The organism is Mucilaginibacter myungsuensis, assembly GCF_015222005.1.
Lineage (GTDB): Bacteria > Bacteroidota > Bacteroidia > Sphingobacteriales > Sphingobacteriaceae > Mucilaginibacter > Mucilaginibacter myungsuensis.
Map to the genome: position 1 here is coordinate 65,956 of NZ_JADFFL010000007.1, position 22,848 is coordinate 88,803.

Consider the following 22,848-nt stretch of genomic DNA (forward strand, 5'->3'; position numbering starts at 1 on the left):
TCTTACATTTCGATCAATGAAACCTAAATATCTACTGACCGCGGTCGCTATAGTAGCAGCTGCACAGACCGGCTTTGCCCAATACTCGCAAGACGCGTTGCGTTTTTCGCAAACGCAAACCGGCAACACATCACGCATAAAAGCCATTGGTAACGCGGGCACAGCCGTTGGTGGCGACCTAAGTTCGATAGGTGGTAACCCGGCCGGTCTAGGTTTCTTTACCCGGTCCGAGATAAGTATCACGCCCGAGTTCAACGGGTCAAACATCAATTCGCTTTACCAGGGCAACAGCATGAATAGCTCTAAAGGCAGCCTTAACCTGGCTAATGTGGCGGCAGTGATCTATTCAAGGTTATACAACAACAGCAGCGACAAAAGCCAGGGTTGGCTTAGCCTTAACTTTGGTATATCCTATAACCGCACGGCTAATTATTACGAGGATGTAACTTATGGCGGCACCAACCGCAGCAACAGCATCACCGATTTTTATGCCAATGATGCTAATAATAACAAGGCCAGCAACACAGCAGGTGACATTTATGATAACACACTTGGCCGCTGGGCATACGATCAAAACCTGATCGATTATTACGCAGGCGACACTTACCGATCTAATGCTACCAATCCCGTAGCAGGGCAAAGCATTAACCCTAATGGTTACGCCCAAATGAGTACTGCTTACCGCACAGGTGGCCAGTCCGAGCTTAGTTTATCTGCGGGTGCCAACTACAGCAATAAGTTCTATTTTGGTGTAGGTGTCGGTATTGCTAATATCCGCTATAATACCACCACTCGTTTTGTAGAAAATGGTAACGCTAACGTGATCACCGATTTTGGACCGCCCATTGTTACCGCTACCCGACCATATATCAATACTTACAGCCAAGATCAATCGACAACCGGAACAGGTTTCAACTTAAAGGCAGGCTTTATTTTTAAACCGGTTAACGCGGTACGTTTAGGCGCATCTGTAACCACCCCTACCTGGTATAACATTGACGATAATTATAATGAAGAAATGGCTACCCGTCTTAACGGAACTAACCAATTTGTACCAACAGCTAATTATCCTTTTAGATATAACCTTACCACGCCATTTAAAGCAACAGGTGGTATAGCAGTATTTATTAAAGATTACGGCTTTATCAGCGGCGATGTAGAGTATCTGGATTATTCAGCATCTCGCTTAAGCGGCGATTACAGCGCGACACGCGATAACAATGACATCAGGACGCTTTATCAGTCGGCGGTTAATTCACGCATTGGTGCAGAGGCTCGGCTGAGCAGCGAATTCTTCTTACGCGGTGGTTACGGCATACAAGGTAGTCCGTTAAAGAGCAATGGCAGTGACATCAAAACAGCCAGCGGTGGTTTAGGCTATCGTAGCGGCGATTACTACATCGACCTGACCTATAGCCGCATGGATTACGGTTCACAAAGCGTGTATCCTTACGAGATAGGTACTGCCAGCCCGGTAGCAACGCTAAACAGAACGATCAACAACGTTTTCGCAACGGTAGGTTTCCGCTTCTAAACAAACCTATCAAACATAAAAAGAGAGGGCTATGTAGTGATACATGGCCCTCTCTTTTTATGTTATATTTCAATAAATGATGCGTTAAATAAGTGCCATTACCATAAAGGCAACAAGGATAACGATCAGGTAAGATATCATCAAGGTCATAGTTTGGCGGTCGTTGATACGCCTAAGTTTTTCTTCGGGTGTCATTGGTGTGGTAAATTGCGATAACGTACACGTTTACAGCGGCTAATTTATGTAAAGTTTAAATTACCTGCAAGTTAGATCGCAAATAAATTAGATCTTAATTAAGGCTGTTGATCTATTGCCGGCGATCTGTTATTTTTGCGCCGTTTAATAGCTAAAGTACCATGCTAACTATCAGTTCGTTGTTTATTTACCCGATAAAATCTTTGGGCGGCATATCGTTAACATCGTCGCAGATCACATCGCGCGGATTGCTTTATGACCGTCGCTGGATGCTGATCAATGACGATAATAAATTTATCTCCCAGCGTGAATATCCGCAAATGGCGCTTTGTAAAACGGAGCTGGTGCCTGATGGTATCAAAGTGGTGTTTAAGCATAATGATGATATACTAATCCCATTCGATGCACCGGCGATCGGCCGCGCCGAGGTGACCATTTGGGATGATACCTGCACGGCCGATATTGTTTGCCTTGAGGCTGCCGAATGGTTCAGTAAAGTATTGGGCGTAAACTGCCGGTTGGTTTACATGCCGGAAGATTCCCGTCGACCGGTAGACCCGGAATATGCTCCTGACGATAAGATCAACTCTTTTAGTGATGGGTACCCCTGTCTGCTGATCGGCGAAGCATCGCTGACCGACCTGAGCGAACGCTGTGGCGAGATCATTCTTATGGACCGCTTTAGGCCGAATATTGTGTTTACCGGAGGTGCCCCCTATGCTGAAGATGAGATGGCACATTTTAAGATCAATAACATCGACTTTTATGGCGTGAAGATCTGCGCCCGCTGCCCTATCCCCGGCATCGATCAGGAAACAGCCGCACGCACCAAAGAGCCACTGAAAACCCTGGCGCGTTACCGCAAAAAGAACAACAAAATATACATGGGCCAAAACCTGATCCACACCGGCGAGGGCACACTTAATATAGGCGATGTGCTACACATACTAAGTACCAAACCCGCCACCGTGTTTAACGAAGAGGTTGGCGAGGTGCGATAAACCCTCGCATCGGGCCAAATTCACATCGGTACTTCACAGATCCGAAATTTTCTGTTATGTTTGATCTACATAAAAAGCAATGGGCAAACTCTGGGCATACTTTAAAACAAAAGCTTTTCTGAAGAATTTATTGGGTGCTATTGGCGTTGTTGTCGGCATTGTGCTGATCGCGTTCTTTAGTCTCAGCTACTATACCCGTCATGGCGAAGGCATCCCCGTGCCATCTTTAAAAGGGCTCACCAAAGAGCGCGCCATGGCTATACTTGACGAGCAAGGTTTTGAATACAAAATAGATTCGGTTTACGTGCCCGATAAAGTACCCGGTACCGTTACCGAACAGGATCCTGATGCAGGCACCAACGTTAAAGAAGGCCGTACCATCTATTTGATGGTAGTTACCACATTAGCCCCTAACGTTACCTTACCCGACCTGAAAGACAATACTTATTTAGAAGCGGTTGCCATACTGGCCAACTACGGCCTGAAAGTTGGCGACACCACCTATCGCGCGGATATTGCCCGCAACCACGTGTTAGAGGTCACTTTCAGCGGTCGTGCACTTAGTACCGGCGACAAACTGCCAAAGGGATCGGTCGTTGATCTGGTATTGGGCGATGGCGCGGGCGCTGCCGAGCAAGAGATACCCGACCTGGTAAATATGGATCTGGATGCCGCTAAAATGGCTATTAAAGGTATAGGATTGGCTGTGGGTGATGTGATCTACCAAGGCCCAATAACCGATTCAGCTAATTTGGTGGTGGTACAACAGTTCCCCGCCCGTACCGATTCTACGAGTAAAGTAAGTATAGGCACCCGCGTTAACCTAACCGTTAGCCAAGGTAAAAAGCTTGATGAACAGTAATAATATTTCGGCTGCGGAGTTTATCGAGCGTATTAGCAATGGCGAAAAATTGAACCTGCTGGATGTGCGCGAACCTATCGAGTACCACTCATTTAACCTGGGCGGGGAGAATATCCCCTTGGGAAAATTGCCCGATGCTTTGCCTCTGGATGATATCGACACGGATGACGAGATCATTATGATCTGTAAAGCAGGCCTACGCAGCGGTACAGCGCAATCAATTTTGCAACAGAATGGTTATACCAATGTGCGTAACCTAACGGGCGGTTTATTAGCCGTGCAAAAACTCAAACAATAATTAAAAAGTTTTTTTTTCGAGATATCATGAGCAACCAGCAACCATCATCCGGACGCTTTAAAAAATTCATCTTCGCGCTGGTGGGGATCATCATATTAGCGCTTGGCGGCACAGGGTTGTTCTACTATCTGCGTTTCTTTGGGCCGAACGTTACCGATAACAAAGAATACCTATACATCCGTACCGGCGCTACCTATCAGGACGTGTTAGATTCTATCAAAACCAATGAGATAGTTAAAGACACAACGACCTTCAAGTGGGCTGCCGAGAACATGAAATACACCGGCCGTGTTAAGCCGGGCCGTTACCGTTTAGATGCCGGCATGAGCAACCGCGCGCTGATCAACAGATTAGCTTCAGGCACGCAGGAGCCGGTGAAGATCAAGTTCACTAACTTCCGTTTAAAGGAGCAGTTCGCTGCGTTTTTAGGAAAACACATGGAACCGGATTCGGCAGCGTTCTATCGCCTGATAGATTCGGCAAGGTACGTGGAGCAATTTGGTTTTAATACCGATAACGTTTACGTGATGTTTATGCCCGACAGTTACGAGATGTACTGGAACACCACGCCCGAAAAGCTTTTTAAACGTATGCACACGCATTACACTACTTTTTGGACAGCCGAGCGTAAACAGAAAGCCGAAGCACAGGGCCTCACCCCTATCCAGGCATCGATATTAGCCTCTATAGTGGATTCTGAAGCTTTATTTGATGACGAAATGCCGACCATAGCTGGTCTGTATCTGAACCGTTTACATAAAGGCATTTTATTACAAGCCGACCCTACCGTGATCTTTGCTGTACACGACTTTACCATACGCCGGGTATTAAACAAGCATTTGGTCTATAACTCGCCTTACAATACTTATATATACAAAGGCTTACCTCCCGGACCGATCATGATGCCATCAGTAAATGCCGTTAAGGCCGTACTTGATCCTGTGAAAAGTAATTACATTTTTATGGTAGCTAAAGAAGATTTTTCGGGACGTCATAACTTCGCTGCGAACGAAGCAGAACACAACATCAACGCCAAGAAATTCCGCAAGGCATTGGACGCGCGTAATATCAAGAAATAAGGAATGTTTGAATACACCACAAAACTGCGCGTACGGTATGGCGAGACTGACCAAATGGGTTATATGTATTACGGCAACTACGCCGAGTTTTTCGAGGTGGCCCGTGTAGAGATGCTCCGCAGTGTAGGTATGACCTATGCCGGCATGGAAGCATCAGGCATTATGATGCCCGTATTGGAACTGAAATGCAGATACCTGAAACCAGCCCGTTACGATGAAGAGATCAGCATTAAAGTGATCATGGATAAATTGCCCGGCGTTAAGATACATTTCCGTTACGAATTGACCAACGAGCAGAACGAGCTTATCCACCTGGCCGAGACGCTATTAGTTTTTGTAAACATGAAAACCAACCGCCCCTGCCTGTCCCCAAAGGAATTCATCGATAAAATGAAGCCTTTTTTTGAGTAGTTTTGAGGTGAATGGAATGGTTTCACCGGTTTTTATCGCGCTATAAATTTTATCAGTACCTGCTGGATTGGACCAAGGTGGTCATCCTGCCCGGCTTCCGTCCCCTGCCGTTGTACACCGTTGCCTCCTTCTTTTTTAAAGAGATCAAGCAGGATTCGTTGGTTAACAGGGCATCGTCCTTAGCCTATAGTTTTTTGTTGGCAACGTTCCCGGTCATCATTTTCTTATTCACACTGATCCCTTATATCCCGATAGATAATTTTCAGAAAACCTTACTGGACATTATAGAAACGGTCCTCCCACACAATGCCTACATGGCATTGCGCGAGACTATCGACGACATTGTAAACAATGGCAATCTGAGCTTGCTCTCCATTGGTTTTTTAACGGCTATGATATTTGCCACCAACGGCATTGCTAAGCTGATGAAAGCCTTTAACAAATCATCGTTAGTAGAAGAGACCCGCACCTGGCTTAAACGCCGTTGGATAGCCCTGGTGCTTACCTGTATGATAGCACTATCATTATTTGCCGCGATCGTTATCCTGATCATCAGCCAGGCGCTGATCTATTTTATTCAAGACCAATTAGAGAGCACCAAGGTTGTTTTAAAGTATGTGGTCGTGCTGGCCAATTGGGCTATCGTGATCGGCCTATACTTTGTTACCATAGCTATCTTATATCGCTACGGACCGGCCAATAAACGCAAGTGGAAATTTGTTAGTCCGGGGTCTATACTGGCTACTTGTTTGGCAGTGCTTACCTCGGTCGGCTTTTCTTTTTACATCAACAATTTCTCTTCGTACAATAAGGTTTACGGATCCATCGGTACACTCATTGTAGTGATGATCTGGCTGTATCTAAATTCGCTCATTATCCTTATCGGATTTGAATTAAATGCCAGTATCGACCTTTCTAAGCGCACCATTAAGATCGTAAAACCGCGTTATAACACCTTCAGAACGACAAAAAAATCAGGTGACGCACATTAAGTTTCTGATAACTAATCGTTTAAAAATAATTAAAAAATTTGAAATAAAATTTGGCGATCCGGGCCGGATTTGTACTTTTGTCCCCGGAGAGCTGGCAGAGTGGTCGATTGCGGCAGTCTTGAAAACTGTTGAACTGTTACAGGTTCCTGGGGTTCGAATCCCTAGCTCTCCGCTGATAACAAGAAGCCACCTACGGGTGGCTTTTTAGTTACGTTTTAAAATAGATCCTTACCTCAAATGTTAATGATGCAGCATATCCAATTTAGCTTGTGCAGCCGGTTATCCGGACTGACGGGTCGGGGTATGCAGTAGTATCCCACATCCCCCGCTGAGGGGCGTAAACTCAGCATCAATCCAACTTATTTTTTCATCATTTGTGGTTACAGCTATCCTGTGGCCACATACTATATATTTCTTCTCATGGACATTTTATACAATGTTGACGAGCTTTACCTACAGGCTTTAGACGAACTGAACTACGGCGAAACACCAAAGGCGATGCATTACTTTAATACGATCATCGGTAAAGACCCAGACTACGCACGGGCGTACTATCAGTTAGGGCACTTGTATTTTTATGAATTCAAGAACTATCAGACCGCCGGCTTCTACTTAAAAAAATGCATCGAACTTGATCCAAATTTCCCTGATGTGTATGTACATTATTTAAAGCTACTAATTACGCTAAAAATGCAAAAGTCGATCCAACAAACAGCGGATAAAGCTATAACTACTCCAGGCGTTTGCCACGCCTGCATTTATGAGCAATTAGGAGCGTATGCCGAGCAATGCCTGGACCTTGTAACTGCTGAAGTTCATTATCAAAAAGCAGCCGCGTTAGCTACCGACCCGGACGAGGCTGATGACTTGCAGAAACACATCAAACGAGTATCGGGCAAGGTTAAAGCCAAACAAAAAATGGTTTACAGTTACAACGATTGATATTTGGGATATAGAAAAGCCGGTCTCTGACGATCGGCTTTTTTTACCATGATGCATACCGAAATTCCACATGCGTAAAACAACGATAAGCGGGACATTTAAATTATCAGAACACAAACCTCATCCCATTAAAATCATCGTTTTTTCCTACTTTCGCCGCCCCGATATTTTGAAGCATGAAAAACTACCTGTACGGAATTGATTTTGGCACCACCAACTCGGCACTGGCAATTTATGATAAGGACGCGAACGAGATCATCCATACCATCATCATCCCTTCGCTGATCTATTTTCATCAGTACGCTGTTGACGGATATGTAGTCGGCGAAGCCGCGATAGAAGCTTACCTCGCAGATAATATGAAGGGCCGTTTCATTAAATCAGTAAAACAGATCCTGTCGCGCAGTAGCTTTACCGAGACCCGGATCCATAACAAGCGCTATAACGCCTCGGATCTGGTGGCGACCATCCTGAAAGAACTGATCGCACGTGCTGATCAACACATTGGTCAGGAATGCCGTAAGGCAGTGCTCGGTCGCCCGGTATTTTTTGATGACGATGACGTACAGAAAGACACCCTGGCCCAAACCCGTTTGCAAAAGGCGGCCACATTGGCCGGACTTACCGATGTTCGTTTTCAATTCGAACCTATCGGCGCGGCTTTCGCTTACGAGAAAAGCCTAAAGACCAAAGAACATGTATTGGTGGCCGACTTAGGCGGAGGTACCACCGACCTAACCTATCTGATACTCGACCCGGCCAACGCCACCAACAAGGACCGGAAAAATGATATGCTGGCCAACGGCGGTATCTACGTAGGTGGCGATAGTTTTGATTCGGCGTTTATGTGGGAGAAGGGCACGCCGTATTTTGGTAAAGGCACTACTTACGAGGCTACCCCGGGTAAAGTGCTCACCGTACCAATTTCTCTTTATGCTAACATATGCTCATGGGAGCAAATGAACTTTTTTAACGGATTGCGGATTCGCAGGGATATTGATGAGTATTACTATTACTCGGGGAACAATGCCAAATTCAAAAATTTGATCACGCTGATCGATAATAACCTGGGGTATTCAGTATTTCAGTCGATAGAGGCAGCTAAGATCAAGCTTACGACTGACTATGAGGCCAAATTCAGCTATCATCAAATGGAGATAGATATCGAGGAAACGATAACGTCGCCGGGTTACGAGCAGATCATATCCAAAGACGTGACCCGCATAGCCGATTATCTGGAGAACTTTTTAAAGCAGAACAACATCGACCCGCTAAAAATAGACAGCTTGTTCTTAACGGGTGGTACTTCGATGGTCGGGAGCATCCAGTCACTATTTAAACAAAGGTTCCCGCATGTTACACTTAACTCGGGCGACAACTTTAAAAGCGTGGCCAAGGGTTTAGCTTACAGCGGGTACCTGTTTAACGACTAAGCATCTATCACTTCGGCAAAGATCTTGTAAGATCTCATTTTAGCCTGATGATCGTAAATATGTGATGTTACCATGATCTCATCTACGCCGGTTTCATCTACAAAGGCGCTTAATTTACGCTGCAATTTTTCCGGTCCGCCGATGAAAGCGTAAGAAAGCATATCGCTAACGGCCGAGGCCTCGTAAATGCTCCACACATCATCAATATTATCTACAGGAGGTTGCAACAAAGTACGTTTGCCGGTTACTACACTTGTAAAGAATTGCTGCAACGACGTGAATAAATAAGTTGCCTCGGCATCAGTATCGGCTGCCACTACGTTCACACAAGCCATTACATAAGGCTCGGCCAGTTGTGCCGATGGTTTAAAGTTATTACGATATATTTTGATCGCTTCTTTAAAATATGTCGGCGCAAAGTGACTGGCAAAAGCATAAGGCAAACCAAGCGCGGCGGCCAAATGCGCGCTGTCCGTGCTTGATCCCAATATCCATATCGGAACATCCAAACCTTCACCCGGATTGGCTCTGATCTTTGCCTCGGCATTATCGGCCGAGAAAAACCGTTGCAGCTTTTGAACGTCCTGCGGAAAATGATTGGGCGCGTTCATATTCTCGCCACGAATGGCGTAAGCCGTTGGCTGATCAGTACCCGGTGCGCGGCCAAGACCCAGATCTATACGATCCGGATACAAAGTGGCCAGTGTACCAAATTGCTCGGCAACCACCAGCGGGGCGTGGTTGGGCAGCATCATGCCGCCCGAACCTACCCGGATAGTTTTTGTGCCACCGGCAATATAGCCGATCAATATCTGCGGTGCCGAACTGGCCACACCGATCATGTTATGATGCTCGGCAAACCAGTAACGGTTGTATCCTAAAGCCTCGGCCTGCTGAGCCAGTTCCATGCTCCACCCGAAAGTATCGGCGGCGGTATGGCCTTCGATCACCGTAGCCAGGTCCAGCACCGAGTAACGGATATCTTTTAATTGCTTGCTCATATTAAGCTACAACCAATTCGCCCAGCGCGGCCGGGGTAAAACCTTTTAACTCATTATTACGGCCATCGCGGATCTTTTGCACCCAAAACGGATCGGCCAATATCGGGCGGCCAACGGCAACCAGATCAAAGTCTCCCCTATCCATACGGCGTACTAATTCTTCCAACGAGCTCGGCTCAGAACTTTGCCCTGCGAACGCGCCAAAGAAATCACCCGACAGACCTACCGATCCTACCGTGATAGTTGCCTTACCGGTCAGTTTTTTAGCCCAACCTGCAAAGTTCAGGTCAGATCCTTCAAACTCGGGTTCCCAGAAACGGCGCTGAGAAGCATGGAAGATGTCTGCACCGGCATCAGCCAATGGGGTTAACCAGGCTTCTAACTCCTGCGGGGTTGCTGCCTGTTTATAGTCGTAAGCCGATGGCTTGAATTGCGATAAGCGGATGATCAGCGCAAAGTCTTCGCCTACTTGCTTGCGTACTTCTTTGATCACTTCTACACCAAAACGGGTGCGCTCTGCTAATGTCTTACCACCATATTGGTCGGTACGCTCGTTAGTACCTTCCCAAAAAAATTGATCGATCAGGTAACCATGTGCGCCATGCAGTTCTAAAGTATCAAAACCCAAACGTTTAGCATCGGCAGCAGCGCGACCAAAAGCGGCAATGGTATCGGCGATGTCTGCATCGGTCATAGCGTTGCCGTTCTTATTACCCGGGCGATTCAAACCCGACGGACCTTCAAAAGGCACGGGAGGCAACCAGCCCGACTGGTGGTTATCCATTACGCCCATATGCCAGATCTGCGGGCCCATAGCGCCACCAGCGGCATGAACACCATTGATCACATTTTGCCAACCGGATAAAGCATCTGCACCGTAAAAATGTGGTACGTTTCCGTCGTTAGATGATGACGGACGGTCGATCACTGTTCCTTCGGACAGGATCAAACCAACTTCGCCTTCGGCGCGTTTACTGTAATAGTTAGCAACTTCAGCGGTCGGAACGCCGTTCGGCGAGAATGAGCGCGTCATAGGCGCCATTACGATTCGATTCTTGATATTTAAAGATTTCAGGGCAAACGGCCTGAATAAGCTTTCAGTATTCATAAGTAAATGGAATGGTTAATGTTAAACTTCGGATAGGATCAGTTTAGAAAGTTGTTCAAAGGCGGCCTCGTTACGGCGGTAATAGGTCCACTGCCCCTTACGGGTAGACTGAACAAGCCCGGCACGCTGCAGCAGTGCCAGATATTCAGATACTGTAGATTGCGTTAGACCAGCCTTTTGTTGGATCTGCCCAACGCAAACGCCGTCTTCAAAACCGGTATGCTCTAGCTGCCCGGGAAAATATATTTCCGGTTCTTTAAGCCAGGCCAGTATTTGCAAACGGGTTTTGTTAGAGAGCGCTTTGAATATTTCTACCTGATCCATGCCGCAAATGTATATCGGAATTTCCCGATATACCTATCAATTATTGATAGATGACAAACGGCTGATCTTGGCTATGCCGAACGACATTACAGTGACAGTAGCCTATAACCCTGCTATCTTGATACCTGCATCTTTAACATCTTGCAATAGGGTTTCTTGCACCGCCAATTTGGTATCCTGATATCCATGCGCGTTAACCCATACATTGATGCTCATTAAAAAACCGTCATTTTGTAATTCACCTACCCCTACCCGGCGTTGTGGTTTGGCCAACACATTGGTGCATTTGCTAATAGCGCGATCCAGCACGTCTTTAGCTTGCCTGATATCGGCACCGTTAGGGAATTTCATATTCAGATCCAGCCTGCGGATACCCTCGCGACTGATATTGATGATCACTTCGTTAGATAATTTACTATTGGGGACAATGACCGTGCGGTTATCGAACGTAGTGACGATGGTGTAGAATATCTCTATCGACGTAACTGTTCCTTCTAAACCTTGACTAATGATATTATCACCTACCGAGAAAGGCTTTAGCAATAGTATCATCAATCCGCTGGCAAAATTTTGTAAAGTTCCGGAGAGCGCCAGACCAGCCGCTACGCCAAAAGCACCAACTACGGCGGTGAACAATGTCAGTTCTATCCCCATGATCTGGATAACGCCAATGATCAGCAAAACCCTTAACGCTACGCCCAATAAACTCATGAGGAAGGGTTTTACCGACGGGTCGACGTTCTTATCGCGCAGACTTGTTTTTGACCTATTGATGATCAATTTGATCAGCCAAAAACCAACGATCAGTACGATGATACCAATAACGGCCCGTACGCCGTAATTGATCATCCAATTATAAAGGGCTTCGTAAACTTCATTAATATCAAACTTCTTTTTCATCGGCGCGTCTCCTGAACACAGTTAATATTCCTATAAAAGACATTTCAGGCGTATTCTGTTTGAAAATACAGGTTTTTCGAAATTTATACACATAAAAAGGGCCGTTCCACATAGCAGAACGGCCCTCTCATCGTTTGGTTATTTATTAATTAGGGTTCCTTATCTCCAACCGCCACCAAGCGCCTGATAGACATTGATGCGGGCATTGATCTGTTCTTTTTTTGTATCGATCAGATCAAATTTGGCTTCTAAAGCCTCACGCTGCGTAAGCAATACCTCAACATAATCTGCACGGGTAGACGTGAACAAAGTGTTAGAAATACCCACCGAACGGTTTAAAGCCTGCACCTGTTTGTTACGCAGATCATAGCTTTGCTCCAGGTTACCGATCTTAGATAGCTGGTTGGCAACCTCTACATAGGCATTCAGAATCTTGCGCTCATAATCGTAAACCGCCTGTAACTGTTTGGCGTTAGCACTACTGTACTCGGCCTTGATGGCATTACGGTTAACTACCGGTGTTATTAGTTCGCCCGCCAAGGTGTATAATATCGAAGCAGGTGTAGTGAACAAATAAGCCGGGTTAAAGGCCTGGTAACCCGCCGATGCTGATATACTCAACTGCGGATAGAACTTGGCCTTAGCCACCTTAACATCCAGCTTAGACGCCGCTAACTCAAACTCAGCCTGACGGATATCCGGACGGTTAGCCAGTAACTGCGATGGCAACCCAGCTTGCAACGGCGTGATATCCAGTTTATCAAAGCCTTTGGCATCTCTTAGTATCGGCTGCGGATAACGGCCCAACAAAAAGTTAATGCGGTTCTCGGTCTCGGTGATCTGCTGTTGGATATCAAATTGCAGGCTACGGGTCTTTAACACCTGCGCCTCGAAACGCTGTACCGCCAATTCGGTTACTTTTGTAGCTTCCTTTTGGATACGAACGATCTTAAGGGCGTTATTCTGTATGTCGATATTCTGTTTCAATATCTCCAGTTGGTTATCCAAAGCCAGTAATTCATAGTAAGAATCGGCAATCTCGGCAACTACATGGGTCACCATAAAGTTACGCCCCTCTTGCGATGCCAGGTATTTCATTACCGCGGCTTTTTTAGCGTTACGTAATTTATGCCAGATATCAATTTCCCACGATGCGTAGGCGGAGATAATAAAGTCAGGCAGTGGATCCGGCATTTCCTTTTCGGGCCTGATCTCGGTATTAGCCTCCATTGCACCACGACTGGTGTAACGTGCAACTTTATCAAGACCGGCACCTGCTCTTACTCCAACAAACGGTAAATACTCACCTTTGCGGGCTTTGATCTCGTTCTTGCTAACCTCTACCTCTTGCAAAGTGATATTTAACTCCTGATTGTTTTTCAGAGCAGTATCGATCAAGGCTGTCAGGTACTGATCTTTGAACAGATCTTTGTATCCTAATTTAGCCGAGTTGGTTGAATCCTGACCACCCGCCGCAAAGGCCAAAGGCGTACTTTTATTTTCGGCACGTTGTGTGGCCGCAGGTATCTTACAAGCCTGGTAGCTTAGCGACAGACCAGCTATCGCTAAGCATTTATATATCTTACTTTTATTCATGACCTTGGTTATTTTCGGTGGTCGTTTCTTGTTCTTTCTTTTTGTTGAACCAAAGTTTACGCTCCTTCTTTTTAGGATGGGTAAAGTCTTCGGATAGCGGCATCTCGTCCTCATCCCTGATCAGGTGACGGCCATCGGCCATACTTGCGAATACGTAGTACAGCCCTGGCACAATGATCACACCGAACACTGTACCCAGCAACATACCACCCGCCGATGCCGCGCCGATGGTACGGTTACCCAAGGCACCCGGACCGGTTGCAAACAACATCGGTATCAACCCCGCGATGAACGCGAACGAGGTCATCAAGATAGGGCGGAAACGTACTCTGGCCCCTTCAATAGCGGCTTCCATAATGGTAGCGCCTTGTTGCTGTTTCTGCACGGCAAACTCTACGATCAGTACCGCGTTCTTACCCAGCAAGCCCACAAGCATGACCAGACCTACCTGTGCGTAAATATCATTCGATAGTCCCATGATCTTCAACAACGCGAACGCACCGAACACACCCGCAGGTAAGGACAGTATAACTGACAACGGGATAATAAAACTCTCGTACTGAGCAGCCAAAACAAAATACACGAACACTAATACCACCAGGAAGATGTAGATAGCCTCGTTACCGCGCCCGACCTCGTCATTAGACAGACCTAACCAGTCTATACCGTAACCACGCGGAAGGGTCTCTTTGGCCACTTCCTGGATCACTTTAATGGCTTCGCCGCTGCTGTAACCCGAAGCGGGCGAACCGTTGATAGCTGAAGCCGTGTACATATTAAAGCGGGTGATCTCATTAAGCCCTTGTTTCTTTTTGATGCGCATAAAGGCCGAATAAGGCACCATCTCGTCCCTGTTATTCTTCACGTACAGTTTAAGTACATCTTCGGGCAGCGCGCGATACTCCGGCGACGACTGCACGTACACCTTAAAGAAGTTCCCAAAGCGGATAAAGCCTTGCTCGTAAGTACTACCGATAAGGATAGACAAATTATCCATTGCCGTTTTAATGGAGACGCCTTTCTGCATGGCTGCTTTGTTATCGATCTCTAACTCGTATTGCGGATAATTGGCGGCAAAGAAGGTGAACAGACCGGTAAGCTCCTTGCGTTTACGTAAGGCAGCCATAAATTCGTCGTTTATTTTGCCAAAGCTCTCGTAATCACCTGAGTTAGTCTGGTCCAATAATCGTAACGAGAAACCACCAGCCGCACCATAACCCGGCACTGCGGGCGGCTCAAAGAATTCGATGGTAGCGCCCGGTATCACTTTTGCTTCTTTCTCCAGTTCTTCTACTATTTCGCGGGCGTTATGCTCACGCTCGCCCCAGTCTTTTAGGTTGATCAAACAAGTACCGGCATTAGAACCGCGGCCTTCGGTCAAGATCTCGTAACCAGCTAAAGCCGATACTGATTTTACGCCGTCCACATGTTCGGCTATCTTTTGTAGTTGATGGGCAATGTCATTAGTACGCTCCAGTGTAGAACCCGGAGGGGTTTGGATGATGGCGTAGATCTGACCCTGATCCTCGTTAGGGATAAAGCCGGCCGGCAATACGCTTGATGTATACCATATACCGGCGCAAAACGCGATCAGCAAACCGAAGGTCACTGTTTGGCGGTTAACGATCAGTCTTAAAAATGACGCATATCGTCCGGTTACCCTATCAAACCAGCCATTAAACGCGTTTATACCACGATTAACAATTGTTTTTTTACGCGGTTGCCCATGTGTGTCTTTCAGGATCATGGCACACAAAACCGGCGTCAGCGTTAAGGCGACAAAGCCTGAGATAACGATAGACGTTGCCATAGTGATGGAGAACTGACGATAGAAGATACCTACAGGACCGGTCATGAACGCTACCGGGATAAATACCGCTGTCATTAAGAAAGTTATCGCGATGATCGCCCCGCTGATCTCTTGCAGTACTTCTTTTGTCGCTTTGTAAGGCGACAAATGTGTCTCGGCCATTTTAGCGTGCACAGCTTCAACGACGACGATCGCATTATCTACCACGATACCGATAGCCAATACCAAGGCAAAGAGCGTGATCAGGTTGATAGTCAGACCAAATACCTGCATAAAAAAGAATGCGCCGATCAGTGATACCGGAACTGCCAGGGTCGGGATCAGCGTGGATCGCCAATCGCCCAGAAAGATAAATACCACGATCGCCACCAGGATGAACGCCTCTAAAAGCGTATGGATCACTTTTTCCATAGAGGCGTCAAGGAAACTGGAAACATCGTAGCTGATCTGGTAATCCATACCCGGCGCAAATGAACGGGCTTTGATCTCTTCAAGTTTCTTCTTTACTTCTTTGATAACGTCACCCGCATTACTACCATAAGTTTGTTTCAGCGTTATCGCAGCTGACGGGTGGCCGTCCATGTTGGAGTAAATATCATAGAACTCGCTACCTAACTCTACATCGGCAACATCCTTCAGGTGAAGCATTTCACCCTCTTTATTCGCTCGGATGATGATATTTTGATATTGCTCGGCGGTGTTGTAGCGGCCTTGGTAAGTCAATACATACTCTAAAGATTGCGAGCGTTTACCGGTACTTTGGCCCAACCTGCCCGGCGAGCCAATGATGCTTTGCTCAGACATGGCTTTCATCACCTCTTCGGTAGACACATTGTAGGCACGCATTCTATCAGGCTTTAACCAAACACGCATGGCGTATTGACGGCTACCTAAGATCTTGGCACTACCTACCCCATTTAAACGGCTCAGCTCGGGGATGATATTTACCCCGGCAAAGTTGTACAGAAAGTTCTCGTTAGCTTTAGGGTCTTTACTGTAAAGGTTAACATACATTAACATATTTGGTGATGTATAGCTGATCACCAAACCCTCGCGCTGGACCAGCTCTGGCAAACGGTTGGTTACCTGCTCTATACGGTTCTTAACGTTAACAACGTCCTGGTTAGGGTCGGTACCCAGGTCAAATACTACCTGTATGGTGGCTTCACCTGCGCTGGTGGCATCTGATGTGATATATTTCATCCCCGGCGCACCATTAATGGCTTTCTCCATCGGGATCAGTACCGAATTCACCAATACATCGGCACTGGCACCCGGGTAAGCAACGTTCACTACCACCATTGGCGGGGCAATGGACGGGAACTGAGAAACGGGCAGTGTCTCCATAGAGAGCACACCCAGGAAAATGATGACCAGCGATAGCACAATCGCTAACACCGGCCTCTTCATAAATTTATTGAACATCTCTGAAAATTTAGTTGAACGGCTATTCTGCGTGTAATTTCAAAGTAGGCATCACGGCGTGCATGTCTTTTACTAGGTAGGCTATCTTATCGTTGTTCTTCACCTTACGCAAGCCTTCTAATAAGATCTTATCGGTGGCTGATATGCCAGAGGTAACCTCGTACAGATCATTCATATCGGCACCAATGGTTATCTCTTTGGCCTGTACCCTGTCGTCCTTATCAACCACATATACATACCTTTTTTCTAATACCTCAAAGGTTGCCTTTTGCGGGATGATCAGCGCGCCTTTCAACGGAATGGTCATCTCCACGTTACCGGTTTCGCCGTATCTTAACAAACCTTTAGGGTTAGGGAAAGTGGCACGAAAAGGGATGTTGCCGGTCTCGTTATCAAAATCGGCCTCAATGGTCTCTACCTTACCCGGATATTGAAATTTTTCGTGATTGGCCATGATCAGGTTCACCTGTGTAGCTTCGGTATGATTTTTAGTTTTAAAATCCAGGTATTCAGCCTCCGGAACATTATAATATACCCATATCTGGCTATTATCAGCCAGGGTGGTCAGCAGATCACCTTCATCAACCAGGCTGCCCGGGCGAACTTGCAAGCGGTCGATAATACCGTCGAACGGCGCACGTATCTCGGTGAATTGAAAGTGTACCTTCATCAGGTTCAACTCGGCTTGTGCTTTTTTAAGTTTAGCTTTAGCCATTGCCAACTCGTTAGGTGCTACAATGTTGCTATCACGCAGCTTTTTAGTGTTCTGATATTCGATCTGGTTCATATCAACTTCGGCCTCAGCCTTTTGCATTTCGGCATTATATAACTGCGGCATAATGCGGAACAGTAGTTGTCCTTTGTGCACAAAAGCGCCTTCATCAACAAAGCTTTTTTCTAAATAACCACGCTCCTGCGCCCTTAATTCGATGTGCCTGATGGAACGTACCTGCCCTACGTAAGAGTTAATAACGGTAGTGTCCATTTTAATAGGACTAGTGACAAGCAGTTTCTCGTCCGCTTCTTTTTCTTCTGTTTTTTGCTTGCAGCTCGTATAACCTAATACGGCGCATAAGCCCATCAACACGAATGTTGTTTTCATGATAAGTTTCAATAAATTAAATGGTTATGGATCTTTTAAATTCGGAATGGGAGAACCGATACAAGCAATAAATATCCTACGAAACAACTTGGTCGTCATTAAAAAAGGATACTATTTATTGGAAGACCCGATCCGGCTCGGCGGACCTGTACCGGCGGCAAGAAATTACAGCCGGAATACCTGTAAGGACAGGTATATTTTATTGAGCGCTAAAGCTACGGGTAACTTACCGTGATGTAAGTTGTTATGGACGACATTTATACCGCAAGCTAAATTCCATGCGTTCAGGAAAATATCTGCCGGACTTGTTTTTGATAACTGCTTTTTACCTGTTGTAGATTCAGCATCTTCGTCCTCTAACTCGGCTACCGATAATTTAGACCGGCCGTCACTTTCGGTGACGGGGTTAAATTTTAGATCGGCGTTGGAAGAGGCAAAGTGCTGATCAACATGAACTTTATGGGAAATTATGGACGATGTGTCGGCTCCTCCCAACGGATGTGCACCCGTAAGGCCACTTCCGCAAAGCAGGAAAATATTCAGAGAGAGGAATATCCTAAAAAGCCATTTCATCAACGGTGGCAAAGTAGCAAAAAAATGGGTAGTGTTAAATTAATTGAAAGCAAACCGACAGAATAATACCGATATTTCAATTTTTTATCAAAAATATTACAATGATCAATTCAAAACGTTACAAATAACTGAGTTTTAAATGAAGTGATGATGAATTTTGATGGTCAACTTTTCGATAAGATTATTTTCCAACTGATGGTATGATAGTTGATTTGGTATTCTACCCGATCAAAAAAATTATCTTTGCTCAAACTCAAAGCCCCATGCCTGTTCAGCTAAAAAATGGTGATGCCAAACTCCAGAACATTAACTTCCTGTTCCTGACCATTATTAGCATAGTTTCGTTCTATACCATTTTCAAAAACGGATATTCAGCATACGAATGGCCTGCATCTGATATGTTCCCTTTTTTTGAAATAAGAACCGCCCCGGATACCTTAAAAAATGACTTTTTTGCCAACTCTTCAAAAGAACCCAATCCACGATGGATCTTCGGGTATTTTATTTTGTCGATAAGTAAATTACTTCATGTCAATTGGTATTCGGTAGTGTTCTTTTTCAAAGCATTTTTCACGATAGCTATACCAAACCTTAACTACTTGCTGATATGCTCTTATACCAACAGACGAACCGAAAGAAAACACAGCCATAAGATACAGCTTATAGTTTTTATTGTTTTTATTTTCCTGCTATGGAAACCGTCTATCATGCTTTTTTTTTCCATAGCATGGTGGCCTGCGCTCTATGTGAACGGTTCTGCCCAAACCCTAAGTTTGTTGATAGGTTTGTCGGCCTTGGTGTTATTTGAAAACCAAAGTTTTAATAAAAAGTACATCCCGCCCGTCTTTCTGTTAAGCACGCTTTTTCATCCCGCTATGGGATTATTTATTGTTCTGATACACTTCATGTTAAATTATGATGTTGTTATAAACCAATTTAAATATTTCGGTTGTGTTCTTTTACTCGGCTTTATTATACCGGCGGTCATTTTGCAGATCTTTTTTTCTTCGGGTACTCAAATAAGCACACAAGAATTTATCGACATTTATGTTAAAGTACGCCATCCTGCACATTATCATTTTTCTGAATTTGGTTCGTTCACGGCTTACAGCTGGAAATTTAGTTTCTACTTAATGCTGGCGATGTTACTCGTACCACTTGCATACTTTTATTTTAAGAAAAACAAATTACTTACAACATTGTCGGCACTATTTATTGTCGCTTTGTTTGCAGCTGTATATGGTCAACTATTTTTTATCGACTATGTGCCCAGCAAACTTATCGCTACCATCGGGCCGGTCAGGTCGATCCAGTTCTTCCTCTGGCTGATCATCATGCTCTGGACGTTAGTGGCGATAGATATACCTTTCCTCCCATCTTTCACATTCAACTTTAAACCAGGCAAGTATATCTTCTTATTGACCGTCCCGGCACTACTTACTGTTGCCATCCTTCACAAAGACAACTACAAAGTTGATATGGCAAAAAAAAATGCCCCTTTATCAAAATTTATCGCGTCCACAAATAAAGATGCTGTATTTATCCTTTATCCCGGTTTTTGGCCCATGCATCTTTCCTGTGTTTATAATAGGGCCGTATTTATAGAGAATGGTTTCCCGTTCAACGAGGGATATTTTAAAGAATATCTCGACAGGTTCACACTCGCCTATGGCAGTGAAAATGAGTTGGCTCATATCAAAGGAAATTCCGACGGGGAAAAACGAGCCTCATTCTACCGGCAACTAACCCCGGCCAACTTTTTGGCCATAGCCGATCATTACCCTATCGACTACGTGGTCTTGGAAACCCCTGTCGCTGACGGATTTAAAAATTTCAAACCTGCATTTACCGATAAGGATATGTCGGTTTATAGCGTTAACGACCTTAAAAGAGCTAAAGTTGTCCGGACTGTGATTACTACAAAATAGCACTCCCAACGGCTCGACACAGTCAGTCAGTTTTCATCTATGTAACGACCGCAGAAGCATTTTAAAATTAGTTTAGGTCAATTACCAAAAATTATTACTTTTGCAACCCTCACAAAAACACCCGGAGAGGTGTCAGAGTGATCGAATGTGCCTGATTCGAAATCAGGTGTACTGTAACAGGTACCGGGGGTTTGAATCCCTCCCTCTCCGCTAAGATCGGGGTCATGAAGACATGCTCCCGATCTTTATTCTACTTATATTTTATGGCACAACGACAGTTCCACACTCCTGCAGACATTTCCCACTGATCTGTCTTGCATCTTTGCAAAAAACAAAATTTGCCTTACATTCACCCTTCTATAATATCAATACCCTATTATACGTAATCATGGCTATTAGCTTATTAAAAGGACAGCGGGAGGATCTCAATGCTCCCAAATTTACCATCGGCTTAGGTTGGGACACCAACAGTTCGGCCGGTGCTGCATTTGACCTGGATGCATCGGTATTTCTACTTAACGATGATAGGAAGATCCCTGCCGATGAATTCTTTGTGTTTTATAACAACCTTGTGTCCCCCGACGAAGCGGTAGAACATACCGGCGACAACCTGACCGGCGAAGGTGATGGCGACGACGAACAGATCAGGGTCGACCTATCTAAGATTGACCCGAGAGTTAAAGAAGTGGTGATCGTGGTTACCATTCATCAAGCCGAAAGCCGCAGGCAAAATTTCGGACAGGTACGCAACTCTTTCGTTCGGATCGTGGATGCCGCTAACGACAACGAAATATTAAAGTACGAACTCGACGAAGATTTCTCTATCGAGACAGCCGTCGAATTTGGCAGGATCTATCTGCGCAATGGCCAATGGCGCTTTGAAGCCGTTGGTGCAGGCATGAAAGGTGGCTTGCAAGAATACTTAGATAAATACAATTAACAACGGCCTATGGGTGTGTAAGTAGGATATTCAAACTGCTTATACATCCAATTTGGAAATTATTAAAGATCAACAAAAGCCTTTTAAATATACCGAACGCGCAAAATTATCCGGCGGTTGTCGGCTTTTTAGGGACCTCTTTCTTTTTGCGAAATACTGCAAAACGCATAGGGCTGCCTGTTGGGCGTTCGTCGCCTAATAGTACGCCCCATTGTTTAAACTGTTCCGAGCGGTCGAACATGATCTTCAGTACGGCGATCATCGGCAAAGCCAAAAACATACCGGATACACCACACATAGCCCCCGCCAATATAACACCTACGATAGAAGCTAAAGCGTTGATCTTCACCTTTGAGCCTACAATGCGCGGCATCAGGATATTATTATCCAGAAATTGAACAACGGCAATAGCGCCTAAAACGGTAAATATGGGCAGTATCTCTTGCGATGACGCCAGCGTGATCAGCACGCCCAATAAATTACCGATCAGTGCGCCCAAATAAGGGATCAGGTTAAGGAACGCGAAGATGACCCCAATGAGCAAGGCATGCTTTATCCCGAACAGGAAAAGGACACCACCCAACAACACGGTAATGTAGGTGATCTGTATCAGCAGACCGATGAGGTAGCTTTTAATAATGCTTTCGCTGGCGCGTAAACCTTCCTCTACTTTGGGATGCTGGGCCGGCTCGAACCACATAAACGCAAAACGTAATAACAGATCTTTATACAGCAAGATCAGATAGATGTAGATCGGCAGCAGACCAAAAAACAGCAGGATGTTACCTACCGAACCTACCATGTTACTCAATATACCGCCGGCCGAATTAAGGAACTTATTACTTTGCTCGTCAACAAGTTCTACTTGTTTTGCGACTGAATATTTGAATTTTTCGGCGATCCAGGCGCTAATAGCATTCAAGTGCTTGGATACATTCATTTTGATCTGAGGGAAATCAGCTACCAGCGAACCGATCTGGGCCGAAAAGAACCAAACGATCAGTCCGAGGAAAATGAATAATAGTAATATGGGCAACAATATGGCAAATACCTCGGGCACCTTTAACTTTTTAAAGAAACGCAAAACCGGCAGCAACATCAGGCTGATAAAAAAAGCCATCAGCAAAGGCATGATCAGGTTTTGGCCAATTACAAACAGTGTGCCCAACAAACACAGACCCAATAACTCAATGGATCGCTTTACGGTGATCGGCATATCTTTCATCGGCTTTACTACAGTTAAGGTGCAGTGCAGGTTTTTACCGGCATAAATTATTTTTATAAAACTACAGGTTTTATGGCCTAACACTAATATTGGAGGCGAATCCTCTCTTAGAACTGTTAAATGAATGTTATTTTTTTGCCTAAACACATTAACTTAACATCACACGCCT

The 22,848-nt window shown here is 45.3% G+C and carries 20 protein-coding genes and 2 tRNA genes; 13 read left to right on the forward strand and 9 right to left on the reverse strand.

Annotated elements, in window-relative coordinates; translation table 11 throughout:
- Window positions 1-16: 16 nt before the first annotated feature.
- The 10 genes from IRJ16_RS17115 (at window position 17) to IRJ16_RS17160 (ending at window position 8,747) form a co-directional block, all read left to right on the forward strand.
- Window positions 17-1,534 (forward strand): OmpP1/FadL family transporter, encoded by a 1,518-nt coding sequence (locus IRJ16_RS17115; protein ID WP_194112851.1) that lies wholly within the window; start codon window positions 17-19, stop codon window positions 1,532-1,534.
- Window positions 1,535-1,890: 356 nt separating this feature from the next.
- On the forward strand, window positions 1,891-2,730 hold the full coding sequence (locus IRJ16_RS17120; protein ID WP_194112852.1) for an MOSC domain-containing protein: 840 nt from the start codon (window positions 1,891-1,893) through the stop codon (window positions 2,728-2,730).
- Window positions 2,731-2,809: 79 nt separating this feature from the next.
- Window positions 2,810-3,592: a PASTA domain-containing protein gene (locus IRJ16_RS17125; protein ID WP_194112853.1), complete on the forward strand. Its 783-nt coding sequence runs from the start codon at window positions 2,810-2,812 to the stop codon at window positions 3,590-3,592.
- Complete coding sequence (locus tag IRJ16_RS17130; RefSeq protein ID WP_194112854.1) at window positions 3,582-3,890, forward strand: rhodanese-like domain-containing protein; 309 nt, start codon at window positions 3,582-3,584, stop codon at window positions 3,888-3,890. Before IRJ16_RS17125 ends, IRJ16_RS17130 begins: the two co-directional genes overlap by 11 nt.
- A gap of 26 nt (window positions 3,891-3,916) precedes the next feature.
- Window positions 3,917-4,969, forward strand: a complete 1,053-nt coding sequence (mltG, locus tag IRJ16_RS17135; RefSeq protein ID WP_194112855.1) for an endolytic transglycosylase MltG — start codon at window positions 3,917-3,919, stop codon at window positions 4,967-4,969.
- A gap of 3 nt (window positions 4,970-4,972) precedes the next feature.
- Window positions 4,973-5,380: an acyl-CoA thioesterase gene (locus IRJ16_RS17140; protein ID WP_194112856.1), complete on the forward strand. Its 408-nt coding sequence runs from the start codon at window positions 4,973-4,975 to the stop codon at window positions 5,378-5,380.
- Between the two features lie 11 nt (window positions 5,381-5,391).
- Entirely contained in the window at window positions 5,392-6,372 is a 981-nt protein-coding gene (locus IRJ16_RS17145; protein ID WP_194112857.1) for a YihY/virulence factor BrkB family protein, read from the forward strand.
- Between the two features lie 85 nt (window positions 6,373-6,457).
- Window positions 6,458-6,544 (forward strand) — tRNA-Ser (locus IRJ16_RS17150).
- 248 nt (window positions 6,545-6,792) lie between these two features.
- Entirely contained in the window at window positions 6,793-7,314 is a 522-nt protein-coding gene (locus IRJ16_RS17155) for a tetratricopeptide repeat protein (protein ID WP_194112858.1), read from the forward strand.
- A gap of 176 nt (window positions 7,315-7,490) precedes the next feature.
- Entirely contained in the window at window positions 7,491-8,747 is a 1,257-nt protein-coding gene (locus IRJ16_RS17160) for an Hsp70 family protein (RefSeq protein ID WP_194112859.1), read from the forward strand.
- On the opposite strand, the gene IRJ16_RS17165 is transcribed toward IRJ16_RS17160, so the two are convergent.
- From IRJ16_RS17165 to IRJ16_RS17200, 8 genes are all read right to left on the reverse strand, one after another.
- Window positions 8,744-9,748 (reverse strand): LLM class flavin-dependent oxidoreductase, encoded by a 1,005-nt coding sequence (locus IRJ16_RS17165; protein ID WP_194112860.1) that lies wholly within the window; start codon window positions 9,746-9,748, stop codon window positions 8,744-8,746. The genes IRJ16_RS17160 and IRJ16_RS17165 overlap by 4 nt on opposite strands.
- Window position 9,749: 1 nt before the next feature.
- Window positions 9,750-10,856, reverse strand: coding sequence for an NADH:flavin oxidoreductase (locus IRJ16_RS17170; protein WP_194112861.1), 1,107 nt, complete (start codon window positions 10,854-10,856; stop codon window positions 9,750-9,752).
- A gap of 21 nt (window positions 10,857-10,877) precedes the next feature.
- The gene (locus tag IRJ16_RS17175; protein ID WP_194112862.1) at window positions 10,878-11,180 is read right to left on the reverse strand and encodes an ArsR/SmtB family transcription factor; all 303 of its coding nucleotides are present in this window, start codon (window positions 11,178-11,180) and stop codon (window positions 10,878-10,880) included.
- A gap of 102 nt (window positions 11,181-11,282) precedes the next feature.
- Entirely contained in the window at window positions 11,283-12,080 is a 798-nt protein-coding gene (locus tag IRJ16_RS17180) for a mechanosensitive ion channel family protein (protein WP_194112863.1), read from the reverse strand.
- Between the two features lie 159 nt (window positions 12,081-12,239).
- On the reverse strand, window positions 12,240-13,676 hold the full coding sequence (locus tag IRJ16_RS17185) for a TolC family protein (RefSeq protein WP_194112864.1): 1,437 nt from the start codon (window positions 13,674-13,676) through the stop codon (window positions 12,240-12,242).
- Complete coding sequence (locus IRJ16_RS17190) at window positions 13,669-16,911, reverse strand: efflux RND transporter permease subunit (protein WP_194112865.1); 3,243 nt, start codon at window positions 16,909-16,911, stop codon at window positions 13,669-13,671. The genes IRJ16_RS17185 and IRJ16_RS17190 overlap by 8 nt, the downstream gene beginning before the upstream one ends.
- A 22-nt stretch (window positions 16,912-16,933) precedes the next feature.
- Complete coding sequence (locus tag IRJ16_RS17195; RefSeq protein ID WP_194112866.1) at window positions 16,934-18,013, reverse strand: efflux RND transporter periplasmic adaptor subunit; 1,080 nt, start codon at window positions 18,011-18,013, stop codon at window positions 16,934-16,936.
- A 165-nt stretch (window positions 18,014-18,178) separates the two neighbouring features.
- Window positions 18,179-18,586, reverse strand: coding sequence for a hypothetical protein (locus tag IRJ16_RS17200; protein ID WP_194112867.1), 408 nt, complete (start codon window positions 18,584-18,586; stop codon window positions 18,179-18,181).
- Between the two features lie 263 nt (window positions 18,587-18,849).
- On the opposite strand from IRJ16_RS17200, the gene IRJ16_RS17205 reads away from it, so the two are divergent.
- The 3 genes from IRJ16_RS17205 to IRJ16_RS17215 all read left to right on the forward strand — a co-directional run bounded on the left by IRJ16_RS17205 (window position 18,850) and on the right by IRJ16_RS17215 (window position 21,454).
- Entirely contained in the window at window positions 18,850-20,514 is a 1,665-nt protein-coding gene (locus IRJ16_RS17205) for a hypothetical protein (RefSeq protein ID WP_194112868.1), read from the forward strand.
- Between the two features lie 123 nt (window positions 20,515-20,637).
- Window positions 20,638-20,724, forward strand: a tRNA-Ser gene (locus IRJ16_RS17210).
- Between the two features lie 178 nt (window positions 20,725-20,902).
- Window positions 20,903-21,454: a TerD family protein gene (locus tag IRJ16_RS17215; RefSeq protein ID WP_194112869.1), complete on the forward strand. Its 552-nt coding sequence runs from the start codon at window positions 20,903-20,905 to the stop codon at window positions 21,452-21,454.
- Window positions 21,455-21,560: 106 nt separating this feature from the next.
- On the opposite strand, the gene IRJ16_RS17220 is transcribed toward IRJ16_RS17215, so the two are convergent.
- Window positions 21,561-22,679, reverse strand: a complete 1,119-nt coding sequence (locus IRJ16_RS17220; protein WP_194112870.1) for an AI-2E family transporter — start codon at window positions 22,677-22,679, stop codon at window positions 21,561-21,563.
- Between the last annotated feature and the right edge of the window lie 169 nt (window positions 22,680-22,848).

What these genes read in the sequence shown, in the direction of transcription:
- IRJ16_RS17120 (WP_194112852.1), top strand. Translation starts at nt 1,891, where the DNA reads ATGCTAACTATCAGTTCGTTGTTTATTTACCCGATAAAATCTTTGGGC.
- IRJ16_RS17175 (WP_194112862.1), bottom strand. Translation starts at nt 11,180, where the DNA reads ATGGATCAGGTAGAAATATTCAAAGCGCTCTCTAACAAAACCCGTTTG.
- mltG (WP_194112855.1), top strand. Translation starts at nt 3,917, where the DNA reads ATGAGCAACCAGCAACCATCATCCGGACGCTTTAAAAAATTCATCTTC.
- IRJ16_RS17220 (WP_194112870.1), bottom strand. Translation starts at nt 22,679, where the DNA reads ATGAAAGATATGCCGATCACCGTAAAGCGATCCATTGAGTTATTGGGT.
- IRJ16_RS17140 (WP_194112856.1), top strand. Translation starts at nt 4,973, where the DNA reads ATGTTTGAATACACCACAAAACTGCGCGTACGGTATGGCGAGACTGAC.
- IRJ16_RS17130 (WP_194112854.1), top strand. Translation starts at nt 3,582, where the DNA reads ATGAACAGTAATAATATTTCGGCTGCGGAGTTTATCGAGCGTATTAGC.
- IRJ16_RS17160 (WP_194112859.1), top strand. Translation starts at nt 7,491, where the DNA reads ATGAAAAACTACCTGTACGGAATTGATTTTGGCACCACCAACTCGGCA.
- IRJ16_RS17170 (WP_194112861.1), bottom strand. Translation starts at nt 10,856, where the DNA reads ATGAATACTGAAAGCTTATTCAGGCCGTTTGCCCTGAAATCTTTAAAT.
- IRJ16_RS17200 (WP_194112867.1), bottom strand. Translation starts at nt 18,586, where the DNA reads ATGAAATGGCTTTTTAGGATATTCCTCTCTCTGAATATTTTCCTGCTT.
- IRJ16_RS17125 (WP_194112853.1), top strand. Translation starts at nt 2,810, where the DNA reads ATGGGCAAACTCTGGGCATACTTTAAAACAAAAGCTTTTCTGAAGAAT.
- IRJ16_RS17165 (WP_194112860.1), bottom strand. Translation starts at nt 9,748, where the DNA reads ATGAGCAAGCAATTAAAAGATATCCGTTACTCGGTGCTGGACCTGGCT.
- IRJ16_RS17115 (WP_194112851.1), top strand. Translation starts at nt 17, where the DNA reads ATGAAACCTAAATATCTACTGACCGCGGTCGCTATAGTAGCAGCTGCA.
- IRJ16_RS17190 (WP_194112865.1), bottom strand. Translation starts at nt 16,911, where the DNA reads ATGTTCAATAAATTTATGAAGAGGCCGGTGTTAGCGATTGTGCTATCG.
- IRJ16_RS17215 (WP_194112869.1), top strand. Translation starts at nt 20,903, where the DNA reads ATGGCTATTAGCTTATTAAAAGGACAGCGGGAGGATCTCAATGCTCCC.
- IRJ16_RS17155 (WP_194112858.1), top strand. Translation starts at nt 6,793, where the DNA reads ATGGACATTTTATACAATGTTGACGAGCTTTACCTACAGGCTTTAGAC.
- IRJ16_RS17145 (WP_194112857.1), top strand. Translation starts at nt 5,392, where the DNA reads ATGGAATGGTTTCACCGGTTTTTATCGCGCTATAAATTTTATCAGTAC.
- IRJ16_RS17185 (WP_194112864.1), bottom strand. Translation starts at nt 13,676, where the DNA reads ATGAATAAAAGTAAGATATATAAATGCTTAGCGATAGCTGGTCTGTCG.
- IRJ16_RS17180 (WP_194112863.1), bottom strand. Translation starts at nt 12,080, where the DNA reads ATGAAAAAGAAGTTTGATATTAATGAAGTTTACGAAGCCCTTTATAAT.
- IRJ16_RS17205 (WP_194112868.1), top strand. Translation starts at nt 18,850, where the DNA reads ATGCCTGTTCAGCTAAAAAATGGTGATGCCAAACTCCAGAACATTAAC.
- IRJ16_RS17195 (WP_194112866.1), bottom strand. Translation starts at nt 18,013, where the DNA reads ATGAAAACAACATTCGTGTTGATGGGCTTATGCGCCGTATTAGGTTAT.